General features: G+C 69.1%; 17 protein-coding genes. 7 read left to right on the top strand and 10 right to left on the bottom strand.

The features are described from left to right. Positions 1 to 129: 129 nt before the first annotated feature. Positions 130 to 1,371: a TetR/AcrR family transcriptional regulator gene (locus ACIHAX_RS00170; protein ID WP_397275005.1), complete on the bottom strand. Its 1,242-nt coding sequence runs from the start codon at positions 1,369 to 1,371 to the stop codon at positions 130 to 132. A gap of 278 nt (positions 1,372 to 1,649) precedes the next feature. Continuing rightward, entirely contained in the window at positions 1,650 to 2,996 is a 1,347-nt protein-coding gene (locus ACIHAX_RS00165; protein WP_397275003.1) for a cytochrome P450, read from the bottom strand. Positions 2,997 to 3,165: 169 nt separating this feature from the next. On the opposite strand from ACIHAX_RS00165, the gene ACIHAX_RS00160 reads away from it, so the two are divergent. Continuing rightward, the gene (locus ACIHAX_RS00160; RefSeq protein WP_364424909.1) at positions 3,166 to 3,348 is read left to right on the top strand and encodes a hypothetical protein; all 183 of its coding nucleotides are present in this window, start codon (positions 3,166 to 3,168) and stop codon (positions 3,346 to 3,348) included. A 133-nt stretch (positions 3,349 to 3,481) separates the two neighbouring features. Here the strand turns inward: ACIHAX_RS00160 and ACIHAX_RS00155 are convergent, their stop codons facing one another. From ACIHAX_RS00155 to ACIHAX_RS00130, 6 genes are all read right to left on the bottom strand, one after another. After that, positions 3,482 to 5,431, bottom strand: a complete 1,950-nt coding sequence (locus ACIHAX_RS00155) for an acetoacetate--CoA ligase (protein ID WP_397275000.1) — start codon at positions 5,429 to 5,431, stop codon at positions 3,482 to 3,484. 31 nt (positions 5,432 to 5,462) lie between these two features. Then, entirely contained in the window at positions 5,463 to 6,275 is an 813-nt protein-coding gene (locus tag ACIHAX_RS00150; RefSeq protein ID WP_364424906.1) for a CoA ester lyase, read from the bottom strand. A 199-nt stretch (positions 6,276 to 6,474) separates the two neighbouring features. Further along, positions 6,475 to 6,960, bottom strand: a complete 486-nt coding sequence (locus ACIHAX_RS00145; protein WP_397274998.1) for a MaoC family dehydratase — start codon at positions 6,958 to 6,960, stop codon at positions 6,475 to 6,477. Further along, positions 6,957 to 8,117 (bottom strand): acyl-CoA dehydrogenase family protein, encoded by a 1,161-nt coding sequence (locus tag ACIHAX_RS00140; RefSeq protein WP_355074811.1) that lies wholly within the window; start codon positions 8,115 to 8,117, stop codon positions 6,957 to 6,959. The genes ACIHAX_RS00145 and ACIHAX_RS00140 overlap by 4 nt, the downstream gene beginning before the upstream one ends. Then, positions 8,114 to 10,162 (bottom strand): biotin carboxylase N-terminal domain-containing protein, encoded by a 2,049-nt coding sequence (locus ACIHAX_RS00135; protein ID WP_397274995.1) that lies wholly within the window; start codon positions 10,160 to 10,162, stop codon positions 8,114 to 8,116. The genes ACIHAX_RS00140 and ACIHAX_RS00135 overlap by 4 nt, the downstream gene beginning before the upstream one ends. A gap of 5 nt (positions 10,163 to 10,167) precedes the next feature. Next, positions 10,168 to 11,766: a carboxyl transferase domain-containing protein gene (locus ACIHAX_RS00130; protein ID WP_397274993.1), complete on the bottom strand. Its 1,599-nt coding sequence runs from the start codon at positions 11,764 to 11,766 to the stop codon at positions 10,168 to 10,170. Between the two features lie 153 nt (positions 11,767 to 11,919). Here ACIHAX_RS00130 and ACIHAX_RS00125 point away from each other — a divergent pair, with 153 nt between their 5' ends. After that, positions 11,920 to 12,453, top strand: coding sequence for a TetR/AcrR family transcriptional regulator (locus ACIHAX_RS00125; protein WP_355075038.1), 534 nt, complete (start codon positions 11,920 to 11,922; stop codon positions 12,451 to 12,453). Between the two features lie 8 nt (positions 12,454 to 12,461). On the opposite strand, the gene ACIHAX_RS00120 is transcribed toward ACIHAX_RS00125, so the two are convergent. After that, a complete protein-coding gene (locus tag ACIHAX_RS00120) occupies positions 12,462 to 13,208 on the bottom strand; it encodes a 3-hydroxybutyrate dehydrogenase (protein ID WP_364424903.1) in 747 nt (248 codons plus the stop codon). Next, complete coding sequence (locus ACIHAX_RS00115; protein WP_397274991.1) at positions 13,205 to 14,581, bottom strand: MFS transporter; 1,377 nt, start codon at positions 14,579 to 14,581, stop codon at positions 13,205 to 13,207. The genes ACIHAX_RS00120 and ACIHAX_RS00115 overlap by 4 nt, the downstream gene beginning before the upstream one ends. Positions 14,582 to 14,683: 102 nt before the next feature. On the opposite strand from ACIHAX_RS00115, the gene ACIHAX_RS00110 reads away from it, so the two are divergent. The 5 genes from ACIHAX_RS00110 to ACIHAX_RS00090 all read left to right on the top strand — a co-directional run bounded on the left by ACIHAX_RS00110 (position 14,684) and on the right by ACIHAX_RS00090 (position 21,266). Beyond that, entirely contained in the window at positions 14,684 to 15,640 is a 957-nt protein-coding gene (locus ACIHAX_RS00110; protein ID WP_397274989.1) for a LysR family transcriptional regulator, read from the top strand. Between the two features lie 502 nt (positions 15,641 to 16,142). Further along, positions 16,143 to 17,363 carry an acetyl-CoA carboxylase biotin carboxylase subunit family protein gene (locus ACIHAX_RS00105; RefSeq protein WP_397274987.1) on the top strand — a complete coding sequence of 407 codons (1,221 nt, stop codon included), beginning with the start codon at positions 16,143 to 16,145 and terminating at the stop codon, positions 17,361 to 17,363. A 63-nt stretch (positions 17,364 to 17,426) separates the two neighbouring features. Next, complete coding sequence (locus tag ACIHAX_RS00100) at positions 17,427 to 18,614, top strand: hypothetical protein (RefSeq protein WP_364424900.1); 1,188 nt, start codon at positions 17,427 to 17,429, stop codon at positions 18,612 to 18,614. A 40-nt stretch (positions 18,615 to 18,654) separates the two neighbouring features. Beyond that, positions 18,655 to 19,629, top strand: coding sequence for an L-histidine N(alpha)-methyltransferase (egtD, locus tag ACIHAX_RS00095; protein ID WP_397275317.1), 975 nt, complete (start codon positions 18,655 to 18,657; stop codon positions 19,627 to 19,629). Then, entirely contained in the window at positions 19,626 to 21,266 is a 1,641-nt protein-coding gene (locus ACIHAX_RS00090; protein WP_397274984.1) for an MFS transporter, read from the top strand. Before egtD ends, ACIHAX_RS00090 begins: the two co-directional genes overlap by 4 nt. Positions 21,267 to 21,334 lie beyond the last annotated feature (68 nt).

The raw sequence follows: 21,334 nt of genomic DNA, 5'->3' as shown, positions 1-21,334 counted from the left end.
CAACGTTCGGTACAGCGACGCTACCCGCTCCCGGGAAGAAATGAATGGTAGATCACAAAAATCTGGTGATCCGCCTTCAATCTCCCGCAATGCGCCGATCGAAGCGAGAATCTCTGCTAACTTACCTGACTATCGCGCGGGCCGTCCGAAGAGCACCAGCTGCATCAGCAAGCGCACCCGGTCCTGGGCGGCCAGCGGTTCGTTGCCGAAGGCGCGGCCCAGGTCGACGACCACCGCGAAAGCCGCGTGGACGAGGATGCGCGCCTCCGCCGGAGCGAGCTCCGGACGCACCTCGCGCAGCAGCCGGGCCCACTCCTCGACGCTGAGTCGCTGGATATTGCGCAGCACCGTGCGGTCCTCGGTGGGGACATGCTGGAACTCGGTGTAGTACACGAAGGTGAGGGCGCGTTCGGCGAACGATCCGGCGACGTATTGCGTGATCAACGCGGTGAGCGCGTCCTCGGCATCGCCGGCCGCCGCCACGGCCGGGCCGACGGCGCCGGAAACCCGTTCGGCGGCACGGCGGAACGCGGCGGCCAGGATGTCGCTCTTGCCGCGGTAGAAGCGGTACACCGCCGAGGCCGCCGAAAGCCCTGCGGCGGTGGCGATGTCCTCCACGCTGACGTTGGGGTAGCCGCGTTCGTGGAACAGCTCGACCGCTTTGCGCAGCAGCAGTTCGTGTTTGAACGAATCCGGGATCTCCACCACCGCGACCGGCTCGACCGCGCGCGTCGCGGGCAGCTTCGCGTGGGCGACCGACCAGCACGCCGAATGTAGCAGGCGGGCAAGGGGTTTCGCCGGGAGGGCGGCGTGATGGTCGGCGATGCTGGTGATCGTGCTGAGCAAGGCGGCGCGCAGCACGCGCACGTCCTCCTCGATGAGTTCCGGGCGCAGCGCGGCCAGCTGGCTGCCCAGCGCGCCGAGTACCGTGGCCTGCTGGTCGTTGAGCGTGGTCTGGTCGTCCGGCTCGAGGTACCTGACTTCCCAGCGCACCAGCGTGACGGTGGGGCGGTTGTCGATGGTGACCGCGATGAGCGCGTCGAGCACGTGCCGCAGCCGCTGTTCGGCGGGCCAGTCGGCCGCCTCCTCGGGCAGCTCGACCGATTCGGTCATCGCCTGGCCGACGCGCAGCAGTTCTTCCCGGAACAGCGCGTATTTGCTCGGGTAGTGGCGGTACAGCGCCGCGGAGCTGATGCCGAGCCCGGAGGCGATGTCGTCCATGCTGACGCCGTGGTAGCCGAGCGCGCCGAACGCGGCGGCCGACGCGGCGGCGATCTGGGCACGGCGGTTCTTCGGTCTGCGCCGGATCTCGCGAGGTGCCGAGTCGCCGCTGCTCGCCTTCCGCGCCGTACGGCGATTGTCGACACTCATGACGAACATCGTAACGACCTGGCCGTATGGCCGGGCTGGCCGTGCCACGGGATACGGCTCCCGGGGATGAGCGGCCCCCGGGAGCTGTACCTGTTCTCCGGTGCGCGCCGGCATGCGACGAGGCGGGATGTGCGCGCCGGTGCGTCCGGAAGTCGACAGCTGGACTCGGCCGAAGCGCGGGGCACGATGCGCGCCGTGCCGGGACTAGCTGTCGAACAGAGATAAACTTACACGAATATAAATCCAGTACAAGTGCTGATCGAACACAGAATCATTGTTCACATACTGGTTGACCGCCGGTCGACCACCACCCGCGCCCGGCCGCGCGGCACCGTGGTGATGTTGCGGATCTTGCCGCGCTCGGGCGCGCTGCCCGCCGGGAGCGAAAGCGTGTCGCGGACGAGGATTTCGCGCAGCACCGTGGCGCCCTCGAGCAGTGAGAACCCCGCGCCGATGCATCGCCGCACACCGCCGCCGAACGGCAGCCAGGTGTTCGGCGCCACTTCGCCGTCGAGGAAGCGGGCCGGGCGGAACACGGCGACGTCGGGGTAGGCCTCGGTACGGCGGTGTGCGAGGACGATCGACGTGGCGACCACGGTGCCCGCGGGCAGCCGCTGTCCGCCGATCGTCATGTCCCTGGTCAGTTTTCGATTGGTGCCGGAGATGACGGTGTGCAACCGCATGGCCTCCTTGAGCACCGCGTCCAGGTATCGGTCGTCGCCGGTGCGCGCGGCCTCCGAGGCCTGCCGCTGGATCTCGGCGTCGGCGGCGAGTTCGTAGAGTGCCCAGGACAGCGCCGAGGCGGTGGTCTCGTGCCCGGCCAGCAGTAGCGTGATGAGCTGGTCGCGCAGTTCGGCATCGGTGAGCGGCGCGTCGCCGTCGCCCGCGCCGACCTCGAGCAGGCGCGACAGCACGTCGGTGCGCCCGGCCAGATCGGTCGCCCGCCGCCGCTCGGCGATCTCCGCGTAGAGCAAGGCGTCGACCGCGGCCAGGTTCTCGGCGAAGCTCTTCCACGGGCCGACCCGCCGCAATCGGTCGCTCTTCAAACCCAGGAACACCAGCGGATTCAGGTGGACGATCCGGTTCAGGCGCGGGTTCAGCTCGGCCCTGGTCCGCTCGTCGGTGACGCCGAAGACCACCCGCGTGATCACCTCGAGGGTGAGCGCGTTCATCCGGTCCAGCATGCGCACCGTGGATCCGGACGCCCAACCGCCGATCTCCGCGGCCGCGATCTCGGAGATCAGCGCTCGGTAGCCGCGCAGCGCGGCGCCGTTGAACGCGGGCATGAGCAGCCTGCGCGCCCGCGCGTGCTCGGCCTCGTCGGTCAGCAGCAGCGAGTGCGGGCCCATGATCGCACCGAGGATCTGGTTGCCCTCGCCCGCGTGCAGGTCGTGCGGATCGCCCGCGAAGATCTCCTTGATGTGCTCGGGGCGGGAGTACACCGCGACGCGGTCGGCGAACGGCGGGATCCGCAGGGTGAAGACGTCACCGTAGCGGCGCGCCATCGCGGTGAGGAACCGGGCCCGGTCCCGCTGGAACAACGCGCTCTGCACGAGCGGCGGCAGCGCGGGCCCAGGCGGAAAACCCGCGGGCTCCGTGCGTTCTCGGACGTCCTGTGCGGCCACGATGCCACCTCCACGCGCATGTCGAACCGGCTGTCGCCTCCACGCTAGGAGAAACCCGGACGCCGGTCCATGCCCGATGCCCGCCGCTCGCGTACCCCGGCTCACCTTCCAATACTCCGTTTGTCCGAAACCGCTTGTACCGGTGCGTCTTTCTGGTAAGGAGTTCGTCATGGCGTCGGCTTTGCGCCCGGTGGACCCCATCCCGGTGCTCGGCGCCGTGGTCGCCGCGGTACGGCGGATCACGGCGCGCTATCGGCTCACCCCGCAGGAGAAGCGCAACCTGGAAGCCGCCCGCGGCGCGCGGGCGGCGGTCTTCACCGCGTCCATCGGCGGGCGCGGCTACCGCCGATAGAATCCTGCGCCGCAGCCGAACTCGCGACGCACACAGCCGCGCCCGTTCCGGATCGCGGCGTCCGATTCGGGCGCTCCCGGCACTGCGTCCGACAACTGATCGGGATCGTCCGCAGCCGAAGTCGGGAGCGCCCTCAGCCCTGCGCGCCGGGCCGGATCGCGCCGTACCAGTCGAGCAGGTCCGGGTTGTCCACGGCGCTGCGTTCGACGACGCGGGTCGGGTCGGCGCCCTGGAACAGCTTCTTGATCGGTACCTCGAGCTTCTTCCCGGTGCGGGTGTGCGGGATGCCGGGGGCCAGGATGATCTCGTCGGGCACGTGGCGGGGGGATACCTCGGTGCGGATGGTGCTGTTGACGCGCGCTTTCAGCTCGTCGGTGAGTTCCGCGCCGGGCGCGAGGGTCACGAACAGCGGCATCCAGTATCCGCCGTCGGGCTGCTCGGCGCCGATCACCAGCGCTTCGGCGATCTCCGGGAGCCGTTCGACGGATTGGTAGATGTCGGCGCTGCCCATCCGGATGCCGTGCCGGTTGAGCGTGGAGTCCGACCGCCCGTGCACGACCACGCTGTGGTGGTCGGTGATGGTGATCCAGTCGCCGTGCCGCCACACGCCGGGGAACATGTCGAAATACGCGTCGTGATAACGCTTCCCGTCCTCGTCGCGCCAGAAGGAGACCGGCATGGACGGCATCGGCGCGGTGACGACGAGCTCGCCGACTTCGCCGCGCACCGGCTGCCCCGCCGGGTCGTAGGCGTCCAGCGCGACGCCGAGGAAGGGCGCCGACAGCTCACCCGGCCACACAGGCACGGTGCGCGCGCCCCCGATGAACGCGGACACCACGTCGGTGCCGCCGCTGATCGAGGACACCTGGACGTGCTCGCCGACGTTCTCGCCCAGCCACAGCGCCGAGGAGGTGGGCAGCGAGGAGCCGGTGATGCCGACGGTGCGCAGGGCCGACAGGTCGTGCTCGGTGCGCGGCACCGACCCCGCTTTGATGCAGGCCAGCACATAGCCGGGGCTGGCGCCGAGCACGGTGGCGCCGACCTCGGCGGCGATCCGCCACAGCGCGTCGGGGGTCGGCGCGGTAGGGCTGCCGTCGTAGGTGACGATGGTCGCCCCGGCCAGCAGGCCCGCGATCTGGAAGTTCCACATCATCCAGCTCGGGCTGGTGTACCAGAAGAAAGTGTCCTCGGGTCCGATGTCGGATTGCAGGGCAACGGCTTTGAGGTGTTCGAGCAGCACGCCGCCGTGGCCGTGCACGATGCCCTTGGGCAGGCCGGTGGTGCCGGAGGAGAACACGATCCACAGCGGATGGTCGAAATCCACCGACTCCGTGGTGATCACCGGAGGCAGCCCGTCGGTGGTGGTCACCGCCTCGTCCCACGAGGTCGCGTCCGGCACGTCCAGCCCGAGCCGGGAGACCGCGATCGTGCCCTTCAGCGAGTCCAGGCCCACACGCAACGCGGCGATGTCGTCGCGCTTGTCGTGCGCCTTGCCGCCGAAGCGGTAGCCGTCGGCGGTGACCAGGACAGTCGGCTCCAATTGCCCGAGACGGTCCAGCGCGGCTTTCGGCGAGTAGTCCTGTCCGCAGGCGCTCCAGATCGCGCCGATGCTCGCGGTGGCCAGGAACGCGATCACCGCTTCCGGGATGTTCGGCAGATACCCGGCCACCCGGTCGCCGGGCCGCACACCCAGCGACCGCAGCGTCTGTGCGAAAGCGGCGGTGTGGTCGATCAGTTCGGCCCAGGACACCTCGCGGATCGGAGCGTCCTCACTGACCGCCTTGATCGCGGGCCGGTCGGTGCGCAGCTGCCGGATCACCTGGTCCACATAGTTCAACCGGGTGCCGGGGAACCACTGCGCGCCCGGCATCTCCGCGCTCGCCAACACTTCGCCCGCGATGTCACCGAGCTCGAAGTAGTCCCAGACCGCGTGCCAGAACCCGGCGAGATCGTCGACCGACCACTGCCACAGCGCGTGATAGTCGGTCGCGTGCACACCGGTGCGTTCCGCGACGAATCGGGCGAAGTCGGTGATCCTCGCCTCGGCGATGTCTTCTTCGGTCGGCACCCATTGTGGTTGCATCGCGGTCCTCTCGACTGGGGAAACTCTGCGTTCAGGCGCGGTCGGCGCGCCGCACGATCTGCTCGGCGTGCCGGAACACGGGGCCATCGACCATCCTGCCCTCGAAGGCGAAGACACCGCGGTGGTTCGGCGCTTCCGCCAGCACTCGGCGGGCCCAATCGATCTGCTCCTCGGACGGCGCGTAGGCGGCCCGCAGCACCGGCACCTGGCTGGGGTGGATCGCGACCTTGGCGTCGAATCCGACCGCGACCGCGTCCTCGGCCTCTGCTCGCAGGCCGTCCAGATCGCGGATGTCCAGATACACCGAGTCCAGCGCGAACTTGCCGTACGCCTTGGCGGCCAGCAGCGCGCGGGAGCGGACGTGTCGCGCCACGTCGCGGTAGCTGCCGTCGGCGTGCCTGCTCGCGGTGCCGCCGAGCCCGGCCACCAGGTCCTCCGCGCCCCACATGACGCCGATCGCGTTGGCCGCCGTCATCGCCTCGCCGACCGTCAGCGCGCCGAGCGGCGACTCGATCAGCGCGATCACCGCGTAGTCCGCCAGCGCGGTGACCTGTTCGGCGGACTCGCATTTCGGCAGCATGAGCCTGCGGTAGGCGGTGTCGGCGAGTGCCGCCAGATCGAGCGCGTGGTCCTCGGTACCCGCCGCGTTGACGCGCACCACCGTGGTCGCCGGATCGAGCGGTGTATCCAGCAGCGCCTTGCGCGCCGCCGCTTTGTCGTGCGCGGCGACGCCGTCCTCGAGGTCGAGAATCACGACGTCGGCCGCAGCCGCCGCCTTCGCGAAGCGCTCGGGACGATCGGCCGGGCAGAACAACCAGGCCGGACCTGCCATCTGCCAATTCATGCTGCATCGCCTCCGGCATGAGCGCGACCCTGCCGACTCCGGGCCGAACCGCTCATGCTGTGTCGGTTGTGGATACCCACGGAGCCCGGTGTAGTGCCGCTGTGCTGCCTCAGGGCCGGGCCGCTCATGCTGGGTCGGTTGTGGGCATCCGCATCGCTGTTCGTGGTGACCTTGGGTTGTCTCACCCGGACCGGACGCCTCATGCCACGCCCTCCGGAGCCTTGCGCACCAGCGTCTTGCGCACCGCCGTTGCCACGACCTCGCCGTGCTGATTGCGCGCCGTGTGCGCGAAGGTCACGATGCCCTCGCCCGGACGGCTCTTCGATTCGCGCTTGTCGGTGACCACGGTTTCGGCGTACATGGTGTCGCCATGGAACAGCGGCTTGGGGAAAGCGACCTCCGAGAAGCCGAGGTTGGCCACGATGGTGCCCTGGGTCAGCTGCGCCACCGACAGTCCGATCAACGTGGACAGGGTGAACATCGAGTTCACCAACCGCTGATTGAACGGAGGCAATCGATCGCTGAACGCCGCGTCCAGGTGCAGCGCCTGGGTGTTCATGGTGAGCGTGGTGAACAGGACGTTGTCCGCCTCGGTGATGGTGCGGCCGGGGCGGTGCTCGTAGACCACCTCGGTGTCGAACTCCTCGAACCACAGGCCGCGCTGCACGATCGTCCGCCGGGTCACAGGCCCAGCTCCCGTCCGATCAGCATCAGCTGCACCTCCGTCGTCCCCTCGCCGATTTCCAGGATCTTGCTGTCGCGATAGTGCCGGGCGACGGCGTATTCGTTCATGAAGCCGTAGCCGCCGAAGATCTGCGTCGCGTCGCGAGCGTTGTCCATGGCGGCCTCGCTGGCCACCAGCTTGGCGATGGACGCCTGCTTCTTGAACGGCTTGCCCGCCAGCATCAGCGCCGCCGCGTCGTAGTAGGCCGTGCGCGCGGCGTGCGCCCGCGTCTCCATCCTGGCGATCTTGAACGCGATGGCCTGATTGCGCCCGATCGCCTGGCCGAACGCCTCGCGCTCCTTGGCGTAGCGCACGCTCTCGTCCACACAGCCCTGCGCGGCGCCGACCGCGAGCGCGGCGATGGCGATGCGGCCCTCGTCGAGGATGCGCAGAAAGTTCGCGTAACCGCGCCCGCGCTCGCCGAGCAGATTCTCCTCGGGGACGCGGACGTCGGTGAAGCTGAGCGGATGGGTGTCGGAGGCGTTCCAGCCGACCTTGTTGTACGCGGGCTCGGCGACGAAACCGGGTGTGTCGGTCGGCACCAGGATCGTCGAGATCTCCTTCTTGCCGCCGGTGTTCCCGGTCACCGCGGTCACCGTGACGAGCTTGGTGATGTCGGTGCCGGAATTGGTGATGAACTGCTTGCTGCCGTTGATGATCCATTCGCCGCCGTCGATGACCGCGGTGGTCCTGGTGCCGCCCGCGTCGCTGCCCGCGCCCGGTTCGGTGAGCCCGAACGCGGCGAGGTTGCGGCCGCTGGTCAGCCGCGGCAGCCATTCCTGTTTCTGCTTGTCGTTGCCGAAGCGGTAGATCGGCATCGCGCCGAGCGAGACGCCCGCCTCCAGCGTGATCGCCACGCTCTGGTCGACCTTGCCCAGTTCCTCGAGCGCCAGGCACAGCGCGAAGTAGTCGCCGCCCATGCCGCCGTACTCCTCCGGGAACGGCAGGCCGAACAGGCCCATCTCGGCCATCCCCGCGACCACTTCGTACGGGAAGGTGTGGTTCGCGTCGTGCTCGGCCGCCACCGGAGCGACCACCGACCGCGCGAAGTCGCGCACGGTCAGCGCGAGATCGCGGTACTCCTCCGGCAGCGTGCCGGTGGACAGGAAGTCGGTCATGCGGGGATTCCTTCTCGTTCGGTGGGATTCGTTGCGGCCTGCGCGACGACGCGCGCCAGCACTTGGTCCAGGCGCACCTGCGCGCCGGGTTCGACCAGTAGTTCGACGGTTCCGGCGACCGGCGCGGTGAGCGAGTGCTCCATCTTCATCGCCTCCACGATGACCACCGGATCGCCCGCCGCGACGGCGGCGCCGGAGGCGACCGGCACCGCGATCACCGAGCCGGGCATGGGGGAGCGGATCTCGGCGTCGCCCACGTGCTCGTCGCCGCCGCGCACGTTGACCTCGGCCACTTCGCGCAGCACCGCGATGCCGGACGGTCCGGCCACCCACAACAAGCCGTCCTGCTCGGCGACCCGGTAGGTGCGGCGCAGGCCGTCCAGGGTGAGGGCGAGTTCGCCCGCGCATCGATCGCCGGAGGCGGTGAATACCGCGGTCAGTGCGCGGCTTTCGCCCTCGTCGACCCGCACCGTGCCGTCGTCCGGCGTGCCGGACAGGTAGACGTGCTCGACCCGCTCGCCGCCCGCGAGCCGGATCGGCGTCGGCGCGTCGGCCCCGATCCGCCAGCCGGAGGGCACCTCCCAGGGGTCGCGCGGCGCGGCGGGCCAGCGGCGCACCCAGTGCCAGGCCGCCGCGGCGACGAACTCGTCGTCGCCCACGGCGGCGGGCCGGAAGTCGGCGACCCGCCGGTCCAGCAGGGCGGTGTCCAGCCGTCCTTCGGCCACGTCCGGGTCGGCGAGCAGGAAACGCAGGAATTCGATATTGCTGGTCACGCCGAGCAGCACGGTGTCGGCCAGCGCGCGATCCAGTTTCGCGAGCGCGGCGGCGCGATCACCGGCGTGCGCGATGACCTTCGACAGCATCGGGTCGTAATCGCTGCCGACGCGCGTGCCGATCCGCAGGCCCGAGTCGACCCGGACGCCGGGACCTTCCGGCTCGTCGAGGTCGAGCACCGTGCCGCCGGTGGGCAGGAACCCGCGCCCCGGATCCTCGGCGTACACCCTGGCCTCGATCGCGTGCCCGACCATCCGGATGTCGTCCTGCGCCACCGCAAGCTTCTGCCCGGCCGCCACCCGGACCTGGCATTCCACCAAGTCGACGCCGGTGACCAGCTCGGTGACCGGATGCTCTACCTGCAGGCGGGTGTTCATCTCCATGAAGAAGAACTCGTCCGGCTGGTCGGCGGAGACGATGAACTCCACGGTGCCCGCGCCCACGTAGTCCACGCTGCGCGCGGTGTTGCAGGCCGCCGCGCCGATCCTGGCCCTGGTGGCCGCGTCCAGCAGCGGCGAGGGAGCCTCCTCGATCACCTTCTGGTGGCGGCGCTGCAAGCTGCATTCGCGCTCGCCCAGATGCAGCACGTTGCCGAACTGGTCGGCGAGAATTTGCACCTCGATGTGCCGCGGCCGGGTGACGAACCGTTCCAGGAACAGCGTGTCGTCGCCGAACGCGGCGGCGGCCTCGCGCCGGGCGCTGCGCAGCGCCTCCGGCAGGCGGGCCGGATCGTCCACCCGGCGCATGCCCTTGCCTCCACCGCCCGCGGACGGCTTGACCAGCACCGGATAGCCGACTTCGGCGGCCGCGGCGATCAGCTCGTCATCGGTCAGGCCCGGGGTGGCGATGCCGGGCACCACGGGGACACCGAACGCGGCCACGGTGTTCTTCGCGGTGATCTTGTCGCCCATCACCTCGATGGCGCGGGCCGGCGGTCCGAGGAAGACGATGTCCGCCTCCGCCAGCGCGGCGGCGAAAGCGGCGTTCTCCGAGAGGAACCCGTAGCCGGGGTGGACCGCTTGCGCGCCGGTGCGCACGGCGGCGGCCACCACCCGGTCGATGGCGAGGTAGCTCTCCCGGGCGGGGGCCGGGCCGAGACGCACCGCAGTGTCGGCTTCGTGGACGTGGCGGGCGTCGGCGTCGGCGTCGCTGTAGACGGCCACCGAGCGAATCCCCAAGGCGCGCAGAGTGCGGATCACCCGCACCGCGATCTCGCCGCGGTTGGCGACCAGCACGGTGTCGAATCCGACGGGAACGGATCTGTTCAGCATCGTCATCACATCCGGAAAACGCCGTAGGAGACGGGTTCGAGCGGGGCCTGCGCGCACACCGACAGCGCCAGCCCGAGCACGGTTCTGGTGTCGGCGGGATCGATCACGCCGTCGTCCCACAACCTGGCCGTCGAGTAATAGGGGTTGCCCTGGCTCTCGTACTGGTCCCGGATCGGGGCCTTGAACGCCTCCTCGTCCGCGGCCGACCAGGGCTGCCCGCTGCTGTCGAGCTGGTCGCCGCGCACCGTCGCCAGCACCGACGCCGCCTGCTCGCCACCCATCACCGAGATCCGGGCGTTCGGCCACATCCACAGGAACCGCGGCGAATACGCGCGCCCGCACATCGAGTAGTTGCCCGCGCCGTAGGAGCCGCCGATGACGACGGTGAGCTTCGGCACGCGGGCGCAGGCCACCGCGGTGACCATCTTCGCGCCGTGCTTGGCGATGCCGCCTGCCTCGTAGTCGCGGCCGACCATGAAGCCGGTGATGTTCTGCAGGAACAGCAGCGGGATACTGCGCTTGTCGCACAGCTCGATGAAATGCGCGCCCTTCATGGCGGATTCGCTGAACAGCACGCCGTTGTTGGCGACGATGCCCACCGGATGTCCGTGGATGTGCGCGAACCCGGTGACCAAGGTCTTGCCGTATTCGGCCTTGAACTCGTGGAACCCGCTCTCGCCCTCGACGGTCCCGTCGACCAGGCGATGGATCACCTCGCGCACGTCGTAGGGAGTGCGCAGGTCGGTCGGCACCACGTCGTAGAGCTCGGATTCCGGCGCGGCGGGCGCGATGACGGGCCGCACCTCCCACGGGACCGGCGTGCGCGGGCCGAGCGTGGCCACGATGCGGCGCACGATGCGCAGCGCGTCCTGATCGTCCTCGGCCAGGTGGTCGGTGACGCCGGAGGTGCGCGAGTGCAGCTCGCCGCCGCCGAGTTCCTCGGCCGTGACCACCTCACCGGTCGCGGCCTTCACCAGCGGCGGGCCGCCGAGGAAGATGGTGCCCTGGTTGCGCACGATCACGGCCTCGTCGCTCATCGCGGGCACGTAGGCGCCGCCCGCGGTGCAGGAGCCGAGCACCGCGGCGATCTGCGGAATCCCTTTGGCGCTCATGGTCGCCTGGTTGTAGAAGATGCGCCCGAAGTGCTCCCGGTCGGGGAACACCTCGTCCTGGTGCGGCAGGTACGCGCCACCGGAGTCGACCAGGTAGACGCACGGCAGCTGGTTCTGCAACGCGATCTCCTGCGCGCGCAGATGCTTCTTCACCGTCATGGGGTAGTAGGTGCCGCCCTTGACCGTCGCGTCGTTGGCCACGATCACGCATTCCCGGCCGGACACCCGGCCGATCCCGGTGATGATCCCGGCGCCGGGGGAGTCGTCGCCGTACATTCCGGTCGCGGCCAGCGGGGACAGCTCGAGGAAGGGGCTCCCCGGGTCCAGCAGCTGGTCCACGCGCTGCCTGGGCAGCAGTTTGCCCCGCGCGACGTGGCGATCGCGTGCCTTCTGGGGCCCGCCCAGCGCCGCGGCGGCCAGCCGGGCGCGCAGATCGTCGACCAACGCCGCGTGCGCGGCGCGGTTCCCGACGACCTCTTCGGTAACGGTCATCACGTAATCCTGTCGTCCAGTTAGTCGACGATAACTGAAATTCAGGTTAGTCTTGATTAACCGAGTTGTCCAGATCGGCCGAAAGGACCGCGTGTGACCAGTGCCGAATCCGTCGCGCCGACGCGTCGTGAGCAATTGAAGGCGCAACGCAGGATGCAACTGCTGGAGGCGGGAGCGCGGTTGATCGCCGATCGCGGCTTCCTCGGCATGCGCCTGGACGACCTGGGCGCCGCCGTCGGCATCAGCGGCCCCGCGGTCTACCGGCACTTCCCGAACAAGGAAGCGCTGCTGATCGAGCTGCTGGTCGGGGTGAGTCAGCGCCTGCTCGACGGCGGCAAGAAGGTGGTCGCGGGCACGAACTCCCCGGAGGAGGCGCTCGCCGGGCTGGTCGATCACCATCTGGACTTCGCGCTCGGCGAGCCGGAGCTGATCCGCATCCAGGACCGCGACCTGGACAACGTGCCCGCTGCGGCCCGCCGCGAGATCCGCCGCACCCAGCGCCAGTACGTGGAGATCTGGGTGAGCGTGTTGCGCGAGCTGCATCCCGAACTACCCGAGGAGGCGGCGCGGGTGCAGGCCCACGCCGCCTTCGGTCTGATCAACTCCACCCCGCACAGCGCGAGCGAGGCGACCGCGGCACGCGCCCGGCCGGTGCTGCGCGGAATGGCGCTGACCGCGCTCGGGTGAGCGCGCCCTCATCGCGCGCTCCACCCGCCATCCATCGTGTAGGCCGCGCCGGTGACCATGCCCGCCTCCGGCGACACCAGCCAGGCCACCAGCGACGCGACCTCCTCCGGCTCGACGAGCCGTTTGATCGCGCTCTCGGTGAGCAGGATCTTCTCCACCACCTCCTGCTCGGGCACGCCGTGCGCCTTGGCCTGATCCGCGATCTGCTTGTCCACCAGCGGCGTCCGCACATAGCCGGGGTTCACGCAATTGCTGGTGACGCCGTGCGGGCCGCCCTCCAGCGCGGTGACCTTGGACAGCCCCTCCAGGCCGTGCTTGGCCGTCACGTACGCGACCTTGTATTCGGAGGCGCGCAGGCCGTGGACCGAGGAGATGTTGACGATCCGTCCCCAGCCCTGCCGGTACATGTGCGGCAGCGCCGCGCGCACCAGCAGGAACGGGGCCTCGACCATCAGCGTGAGCAGGTCGCGGAAGCGCTGCGGCGCGAAGTCCTGGATCGGGCTGACGTGCTGCACCCCGGCGTTGTTGATCAGGATGTCGACGTCGAGTTCCAGCTCCTCCAGCGCCGCGACGTCGAGCAGGTCCACCGCCCACGACTTGCCGCCCAGCTCCCTGGCCACGGTCTTCGCGCCGACGTCGTCGACGTCGGCCACCGTGACCGTGGCCCCCCGCGCCGCGAGCGCGCGGGCGCACGCCGCGCCGATGCCGCTCGCGCCGCCGGTGACCAGGGCGCTGCGCCCCGCCAGATCGCTCATCGCACGGTCACTTCGGTGCGCGCGCCGAGGGTCTCGGCATCGGCGTGATCGATGCTCTCCAAGGTCAGTCCCTTCGTCTCTCGTGCGACGAGCACGGCGATCGCGCTCACCGCCGCCGCGCCCGCCAGGTACCAGGCGATCGGCACCGCGGAGTGGTAGGTGTTCAGCAGCCGGACGGCGATGATCGGCGCCAGCGAACCGGCCACGATCGAGGTCACCTGGTAGCCGAGGGACACACCGGAATAGCGCATCCGGGTGGGGAACATCTCGGCCATGATCGCGGGCTGCCCGGCGTACATGAAGGCGTGGAAGATCAAGCCGATGACGATGGCGGACATGATGACCACGTTGTGGCCGCTGTCCATCATCGGGAAGGCGAAGAAGCCCCAGGTGCCCGCGGTGAGCGCGCCGATCAGGTAGACCGGCCGCCTGCCGATGCGGTCGGACAGGTTGCCCACCATCGGGATCGCCACGAAGTGCACCGCGTGCGCGGCCAGCAGCCACCACAGGATCACTTGGGTGTCGGCGTGCACCTGCGTCTTCAGATAGGTGATGGTGAACGTGACCACCAGGTAGTACATGACGTTCTCGCCGAAACGCAGCCCCATCGCGGTGAGCACGCCGCGCGGATAGCGGCGCAGCACCTCCACCACGCTCAGCGAGGTCGCCTTGATCTGCTCGGCTTCCCGCTGCGCCGCGACGAAGATGGGCGCGTCGGTGATCTTGGTGCGGATGTAGTAGCCGATCAGCACCACGACCGCCGACAACCAGAACGCGACCCGCCAGCCCCAGCCGAGGAACGCCTCGTCCGACAGCGTGGAGGTGAGCACCAGCAGCACCACCGTCGCCAGCAGGTTGCCCGCGGGTACGCCTGCCTGTGGCCAGCTCGCCCAGAATCCGCGGCTGCGGCTCGGGCTGTGCTCGGCGACCAGCAGCACCGCGCCGCCCCACTCTCCGCCGACCGCGAAGCCTTGGATGAAGCGCAGGGCCACCAGCAGCGCGGGCGCCCAGTAGCCGATCTGCCCGAAGGTCGGCAGGCAGCCCATCAGGAACGTCGCGCTGCCCACCAGCACCAGGCTGAACTGCAGCAGCTTCTTGCGGCCGTACTTGTCGCCGAAGTGCCCGAACACCACGCCGCCCAGCGGCCGCGCCGCGAAACCGACCGCGTAGGTGATGAACGCGGCGAGGATGGCGTCCAGGTCGCTGGTGCCCTTGGCGAAGAACACCTTGCTGAACACCAGCGTGGCGGCGGTGCCGTACAGGAAGAACTCGTACCACTCCACCACCGTGCCCGCCATCGACGCGGCCACCACGCGGCGCAGGCCGCTGGTCGTGCCGCCCGAATCCGCCGCTACGGCGTTGTGCTCCCTCATCGCACTTCTCCTTCGTGCCCGGGGCCACACTTCGTTCCCGATGTGACGGCCCCCACAATGCGTTGGCTGCACCGAGTATTGGTGCAGAGGAATTACGCCGCAATGACCATTTATGCAGTGCGTCTCTGCAAAGATGCAGATATGCGCCCGGCCACTCCTGGTCGTCCCAGCGCGGACGACCTCCTCGTCCTCCTGGCCGTCGGGCGCTCCGGCCGATTCGTGACGGCGGCCGACGAACTCGGCATCAACCACACCACCATCTCCCGGCGCATCGCCGCGCTCGAGCACACCCTCGGCGGCCGGGTGCTCACCCGGGTGACCGGTGGCTGGGAGCTGACCGATCTCGGCAGGGAAGCCCTGGCCGCGGCCGAGGCGGTGGAGTCGGCGGTGAAGTCGCTGGCCGCGGACGCCGACGGAAACCGGGTGCTGGAGGGGGTGGTCCGGCTCTCGGCGACCGACGGCTTCAGCGCTTACATCGCCGCGCCCGCGGCGGCGGAGGTGCAGCGGCGGCACCCCAAGATCTCGGTGGAAATCGTGGCGATCACCCGGCGCGCCTCGCAGCAGCGTTCGGGGCTGGATCTCGAGATCGTGGTGGGCGAGCCGCAAGTGCACCGCGCCACCGCCACGCATCTGGCCGACTACTGTCTCGGCCTCTACGGTTCCCGCGAATACCTGTACGAGAACGGCGCACCCGCGACGATCGACGACCTGTCCCGGTATCCGCTGGTCTACTTCATCGATTCCATGCTGCAAGTCGACGATCTCGACTTGGCCTCCAGCTTCGTACCCGCGATGCGCGAATCGGTCACGTCCACCAATGTTTTCGTGCACGTCGAGGCCACGCGCGCCTCCGCGGGCCTGGGCCTGCTGCCGTGCTTCATGGCCGATCGCCACGCGGACCTCGTTCGCGTGCTGGCCGATTCGGTGACCGTCACCCTCGGCTACTGGCTCGTCGCGCGCACCGAAACCCTTCGCCGCCCGGAAGTGGCCGCCGTCGTCGCCGCGATCCGCGCCGTGGTCGCCGATCAGCGCGACATCCTCCTCGGTCGTCGGCACTGACGGTCGACTCCGGCCCCGGGGGCGATGCGAGTCGTCTTCGTCCGCTCCTGGCGGCATGCTCGGCCTCACTCCTGCCCGTGCGGCTTCGGTGGCTCAGCGGGCGAGGTGTCCGGCCTGGCGGCGCGCTGTGATCCAAATTACTGGTTTCCGACCATCTGGACAGCGCACAGCTATCTCAAAGAAAACTCACAGCAATCGCTGAACAGATGTTTTCATGCTGTCGCCGCCAGCGACGCCGGTGAGGTGAACAGGCCAGCGTACAACGTGGTCAGACATGCAGGCATTTCTCATTTCGGGGAAGAATTGCCAGTGTTGGGAAGGTGCATACTCAGCAGTATGAGGCATAGATCACGCGCTACGTGAACGCACAATCATTCTCCTGACCAGATGTTTCTCCGCCGCGCTGCCGGGCGTTGGCGGAGTCGTAACTCTGTCTTCGTCTCCGGCGCCTTATTTGAGTTCAGTGAGCCGACTTCAAACGGAGGAATCTGTGCTACCACACGTGACCGTGATCCACCGCGTACGTGGTGTCGATGTTCCGTATACCGAGCGTATCGATCACGTTCGCAATCTTGTCACCTATGTTTGCGCGAGCGGCTTGCCCGACGGGATACCCGAGCAGGCGGCGGCGGTCACGGTTCTCGACGGCGCGACTCCGGTGCACGGTGCCGTGCGCGATCTCGCGGCACGGTTCGGCACGCCGGAACGCATTGTCGCACTGCACGAGTTCGACCTACTCCCGGCGGCGGAACTGCGCGCGGAATTCGGCATCCCCGGTGACCGGGCGGAATACGTCACCCGGTTCCGCGACAAGCTGACAATGGCCCAAGCGGTCGCCGCGCGGAACGTCTCCGTTCCCGCATTCCGCGCCGCACCCGACCTGTCCTCGGTCGCCGAATTCGCCGCGGAGTCCGGTTTCCCGATCATCGTCAAGCCCAGATTCGGCGCCGGCAGCCGCGATGTGGTCAAGCTGAATTCGGAAGCGGATCTCGCCGCATTGCCGGACCTCGCGTCCGAACCATTTCTGGTCCAAGAATTCTGCCCGGACGAAGTCGGCGCCATCGACGGCGTGTGGACGGGTTCCCAACTCGGGCCCTGGCGTGCTTCGAAATATCTCGGAACATGCCTCGATTTCGCCAACGAAGCGGAAAGCCTGGGCTATATCGAGGTCGACGATCCCGCATTGACCGGTACATTGACCGAGTTCGCCGAATCGGTTCTTTCCGCACTCAGCCCTGGTGTCCCGACCGTATTCCATCTGGAATTCTTCGTCGGCGGAGACGGCGATTCTCCCCGCGTCCAGTTTCTGGAGGTCGCGGCGCGCGCGTGCGGCGGGCAAACCACCCACATGTGGCGCGAGGTGCACCGATACGACCTGCTCGGCGCGGCGGTCGACATCCAGCTCGGCCGGACGCCCGCCACGGCGCCGCTCACCGACGGCGAGGTGGTCGCCGAACTGCTCATCCACCCGCCGGTGACGCCGCCGTGCCGGGTGGTGGCCGTGCACTGGGCGGTCCCGGAGGCCTACGCCCCGTACCACTGCTCGATTCCGCAGGTGGGGTCGGTGATCACCGAAACGTTCGGCTATGCCGATATCGGTGCGGCATTCCGCATCCGTGGAAAGTCGACCGCGGAAGTACTGGAATCGGTGCGCCGCACCGTGGCCGGGTTCCGAATGATGTGCACGGCGCTCGATTCACCTGTCGCGGCGGCGGTCGCCTGATCTGCTCGGACTTCTCTCGTGTCTCGGCTCTCCGTAGCTCTACCGCCGCCGGGTCCGCAGCGCATGCTGACCCTGATCACCGCGGCGTCCGCTGTCTCCAGCGGAATCTATTTGTCCACCGTGGTCCTGTATTTCACCAGGATCGTGCGGATTTCGCCGATGCGGGTCGGCGTGGGGCTGAGCGTCGCCGGCGCCGCCTGCGTTGTCGGCGGAGTACTCGTCGGCAAACTCTCGGATCGGCATGATCCGCTGCTGGTATTGCGTCGCAGTCTGATCGTCGCCGCTCTCGCCACGCTCGGATTTCTCGCGGTCGACGGATTCGCGATGTATTTGCTCGTCGTTCCCGCGGCGGCCGCGGGGCAGGCCTGCGTGCAATTGCTGACCACGGCGATCATCACCAAGATCGGCACCGACCGGGCCAACGAGTTCCGGGCGTACACGCGGTCGGTGCTCAACGTCGGCATCGCCGTCGGCATCGGGATGTCCGCGCTGGCGGTGCAATTCGACTCCGCCCTGCTCTATCGCGCGGCGATCGTCGTCGGAGCGGTATTTCTCGCCCTGGCGGCGCTGCTGGTCGGCCGACTGCCCGCGCTGCGATCCGTCGATGCCGAGTCGCCAGGCGGCCGCAGCCGGTGGGCGGCACTGCGCGACCGGCCGTATCTGGCATTGACGGCGCTCGACGGTGTGCTGTCGCTGCAGTACCGCGTCCAGTCGGTCGCCATTCCCTTGTGGATAATCGGCGCGACCACGGCGCCGCGCTGGTCGATCGCCACGCTCGACATGCTCAACATCGCCATCGTCGTGTTATTCCAGGTCCGCGCCAGCAGGCGCGTCCTCGACGTCCCAGCGGCGGGCGCGGCGCTGCGGCGCTGCGGCTGGGCGTTCCTGATCGCCTGCGTCCTGTTCGCGGCCGCGCGCGGCCACGGCGGCTGGATCGCGGTGCTCATCCTGGTCGCGGGCGGCGCGATCCTGAGCGTGGGGGAGCTGTGGCAGACGGCGGGCGGCTTCGAAGCGTCGAACCTGCTCGCCCCGCCGCGGGAAATCGGCGCGTACCTGGGTGTTTTCAGCATCGGCTTACGAATGGCCGACACCGTCGGCCCGGCGCTGCTCGCTTGGTTGTGCGTCGATGTCGGCGTCGTCGGCTGGTACATCACGGGATTCGTCCTGCTGGCCGCCGGGCTGCTTTCCCCCCTCGTCGTCGCTTGGGCCGAATCGACCCGCGACAGGTACGCGCTCGCTCCGGCGTCGTGAAGCCGGACGCGAAACCCCGGTACTGGCATTGGAAGGAACCATCCCGATGGAAGCGACGATCGACATCCGGATCACCGAGGCGGATCTGGCCGAAGCACTGCGCACGGATGTCATGACCGGACTGTCCGGACCGCGGAAATGGCTGCCGCCCAAGTGGTTCTACGACACCCGTGGCAGCAAACTGTTCGAGGCGATCACCGACCTGCCCGAGTACTATCCGACCCGCACCGAGCGCGCGCTGCTGCACGCTTGCGCTCAGGAGATCGCGGTCGGGGCCTCCGACGCGACGGAGCTGATCGAACTCGGTTCGGGATCCTCGGAGAAGACCGGTCTGCTGCTGCGTTCGTTCAGTGCACACGGCTCGTTGCGCTCGTATGTGCCCTTGGACGTCTCCGAGTCCGCTCTGCGGGACGCGGTCGGGTGGATCAACGCGGAGTTCCCCCGGCTCGAGGTCCACGGCCTGGTCAGTGATTTCACCAACGGGCTCGACTGGCTGCCACGCCGTGGGCGAAGGATCGTCGCGCTGCTCGGCGGCACGCTGGGCAACCTCGTCCCGGCGGAGCGGGCCGAGTTCTTCGGGCGCCTGCACGACGTGCTCGAGCCGGGGGAACAGTTGCTGCTGGGCGTGGGCCTGGTGACCGATCCGGCCGTCATGGTGCCCGCCTACGACGACGCCGCGGGCGTAACGGCCGAGTTCAACCGGAACATCCTGCACGTGGTGAACAACCGGCTCGGCGCGAATTTCGAACCCTCGCGGTTCGCGCACGTCGCCGTGTGGGATCCCGGCAACCGGTGGATCGAGATGCGGTTGGAGGCCACCGCCGACATGACGGTGACCGTCGCGGACCTGGATCTGATGCTCGAGTTCGCCGCCGGTGAGCAGATGCGCACCGAGATCTCGGCGAAGTTCCGGCTGGCGGACTTCCACGCCGAGCTGGCCGCTGCCGGGCTCCCGGCGCAGCGATCCTGGACCGATCCCGCCGAGCGCTTCGCCGTGGTGCTCGCGGGCAGATGAGCGACGTCATCGCGGCGGGCGGGGCGACGTTCGCCGAACGTCCCCGGCTGCGGTCCGGCACGGGCCGGTGGATCATGGCCGCCGCCGTGCTCGGTTCGGCGCTGGTCTCCCTCGACACCACCGTGGTCAATCTCGTCGTGCCGCGGATCGGGGCGGACCTCGGCGCCGACATGGTGGATCTCCAATGGGTGGTGAGCGGCTACACCCTCGCCTTGGCGTCGCTGATCCTGGTGGGCGGGGCGTTGGGTGACAGGTACGGCCGTCGCGCGGTATTCGTCTGGGGCAGTGTGGTCTTCGCGCTGGCCTCGGCGTGGTGCGGAGTCGCGCCGGACGTCGCGACGCTGGTGGCGGCGCGGGTGGTGCAGGGGGTCGCGGGTGCGCTGATCACGCCCGGCAGTCTCGCGCTGATCGCGGCGTCGCTGGATCCGCGCGATCAAGGCGCGGCGATCGGCATGTGGTCCGGTCTCGGGGGCGTGGCGGGTGCGGTGGGGCCGATCGTCGGCGGCTGGCTGGTGGAACTGGCCGGATGGCGCTCGGTGTTCCTGATCAATGTCCCGTTGGCCGTGGCCGTGGCCGTCGTGTCGATGCGCCGCGTCCCGGAGTCCCGAGATCCGTACGCGCCGGCGCGGCCGGACCTCATCGGCACGGCGGTGGTGGTCACGGGCCTGGTGACGCTGACCTACGGGTTCATCGCAGGACACCCGGGGATGCAGGTTCCCGGCGCCGCGCTCGTGGCCGTCTTCGTGATCGTGCAGACCCGCGTCCGCAACCCGCTGGTCCCGCCCGCGCTGTTCCGGTCGCGGCAATTCACCGCGGTCAATCTGGTGACGTTGCCGGTGTATGCCGCCTTGGGGTGTGTGCTGTTCCTGTTGCTGCTCCAATTGCAGATCGTCGCGGGGTATTCCCCTCTGGTCGCCGGGACCGCCACGATCCCGATCACCGCGATCATGTTGCTGTCGTCAGGCTGGATCGGGCGGTGGACGCAGCGGCACGGCGCGCGCCTGCCGATGACCATCGGGCTCCTGTTGTCCGCCGCCGGATCGATGTCGCTGGCCGGGATCGGCGCAGACGGTTCGTACGCCACCGCGGTGCTGCCCGGTGTCCTCCTGCTCGGCGCGGGCATGGCGATGTTCGTGGCTCCGTTGACCGAATCCGTGTTCGCGTCGGTGCCGACCGAGGAGGCGGGCATCGCCTCCGGGGTCAACAACGCGATCGCCCGCATCGCCCAGTTACTCGCCATCGCCGCGATCCCCGGCCTGGTCGGCATCTCCCGTACGCCGCTCACCGACGGCGTCGCGTTCGGCGCGGGCTACCGCGCGGCCATGTGGATCTGCTCGGCCCTGTTCGCCTCGGGCGCCACACTCGCCGCGACCCTCATGCCTCGACCGGCAAGGGCCACGGTGGCCGCCCCACCTGCGGCGCGATGGCCGAGCGACCTGCTTCCCTTTTCGGCGGACGCGGTGGACATCGGCGAGTCGCGGACGACCCCGTCGCGAGGTCGTCGGCTGGGCCGCGGCCGGGGTTCGCGTCGGCAACCGGGCGGCGGCCCGTCGGACCACGACGTTCGCCGCCCGCGACCTACCCACTCGACCACACGGCCGGAAAACCGGTCCGGTCAACGTATGCGGAACGAGTGAGTGCGGGTCGGCCGCTTACGCCGTGCGTGCGGGTCGGCACGCGTTCGCGCCACTCGGACGGTGCAGCG

Source organism: Nocardia sp. NPDC051929, assembly GCF_044548645.1.
Lineage (GTDB): Bacteria > Actinomycetota > Actinomycetes > Mycobacteriales > Mycobacteriaceae > Nocardia > Nocardia sichangensis.
The sequence above is the reverse complement of the archived record's forward strand: the minus strand, read 5'-3'. Positions and strand labels throughout refer to the sequence as shown.

What these genes read in the sequence shown, in the direction of transcription:
- ACIHAX_RS00170 (WP_397275005.1), bottom strand. Translation starts at nt 1,371, where the DNA reads ATGAGTGTCGACAATCGCCGTACGGCGCGGAAGGCGAGCAGCGGCGAC.
- ACIHAX_RS00160 (WP_364424909.1), top strand. Translation starts at nt 3,166, where the DNA reads ATGGCGTCGGCTTTGCGCCCGGTGGACCCCATCCCGGTGCTCGGCGCC.
- ACIHAX_RS00155 (WP_397275000.1), bottom strand. Translation starts at nt 5,431, where the DNA reads ATGCAACCACAATGGGTGCCGACCGAAGAAGACATCGCCGAGGCGAGG.
- ACIHAX_RS00150 (WP_364424906.1), bottom strand. Translation starts at nt 6,275, where the DNA reads ATGAATTGGCAGATGGCAGGTCCGGCCTGGTTGTTCTGCCCGGCCGAT.
- ACIHAX_RS00140 (WP_355074811.1), bottom strand. Translation starts at nt 8,117, where the DNA reads ATGACCGACTTCCTGTCCACCGGCACGCTGCCGGAGGAGTACCGCGAT.
- ACIHAX_RS00135 (WP_397274995.1), bottom strand. Translation starts at nt 10,162, where the DNA reads ATGCTGAACAGATCCGTTCCCGTCGGATTCGACACCGTGCTGGTCGCC.
- ACIHAX_RS00130 (WP_397274993.1), bottom strand. Translation starts at nt 11,766, where the DNA reads ATGACCGTTACCGAAGAGGTCGTCGGGAACCGCGCCGCGCACGCGGCG.
- ACIHAX_RS00125 (WP_355075038.1), top strand. Translation starts at nt 11,920, where the DNA reads ATGCAACTGCTGGAGGCGGGAGCGCGGTTGATCGCCGATCGCGGCTTC.
- ACIHAX_RS00120 (WP_364424903.1), bottom strand. Translation starts at nt 13,208, where the DNA reads ATGAGCGATCTGGCGGGGCGCAGCGCCCTGGTCACCGGCGGCGCGAGC.
- ACIHAX_RS00115 (WP_397274991.1), bottom strand. Translation starts at nt 14,581, where the DNA reads ATGAGGGAGCACAACGCCGTAGCGGCGGATTCGGGCGGCACGACCAGC.
- ACIHAX_RS00110 (WP_397274989.1), top strand. Translation starts at nt 14,684, where the DNA reads ATGACCATTTATGCAGTGCGTCTCTGCAAAGATGCAGATATGCGCCCG.
- ACIHAX_RS00100 (WP_364424900.1), top strand. Translation starts at nt 17,427, where the DNA reads ATGCTGACCCTGATCACCGCGGCGTCCGCTGTCTCCAGCGGAATCTAT.
- ACIHAX_RS00090 (WP_397274984.1), top strand. Translation starts at nt 19,626, where the DNA reads ATGAGCGACGTCATCGCGGCGGGCGGGGCGACGTTCGCCGAACGTCCC.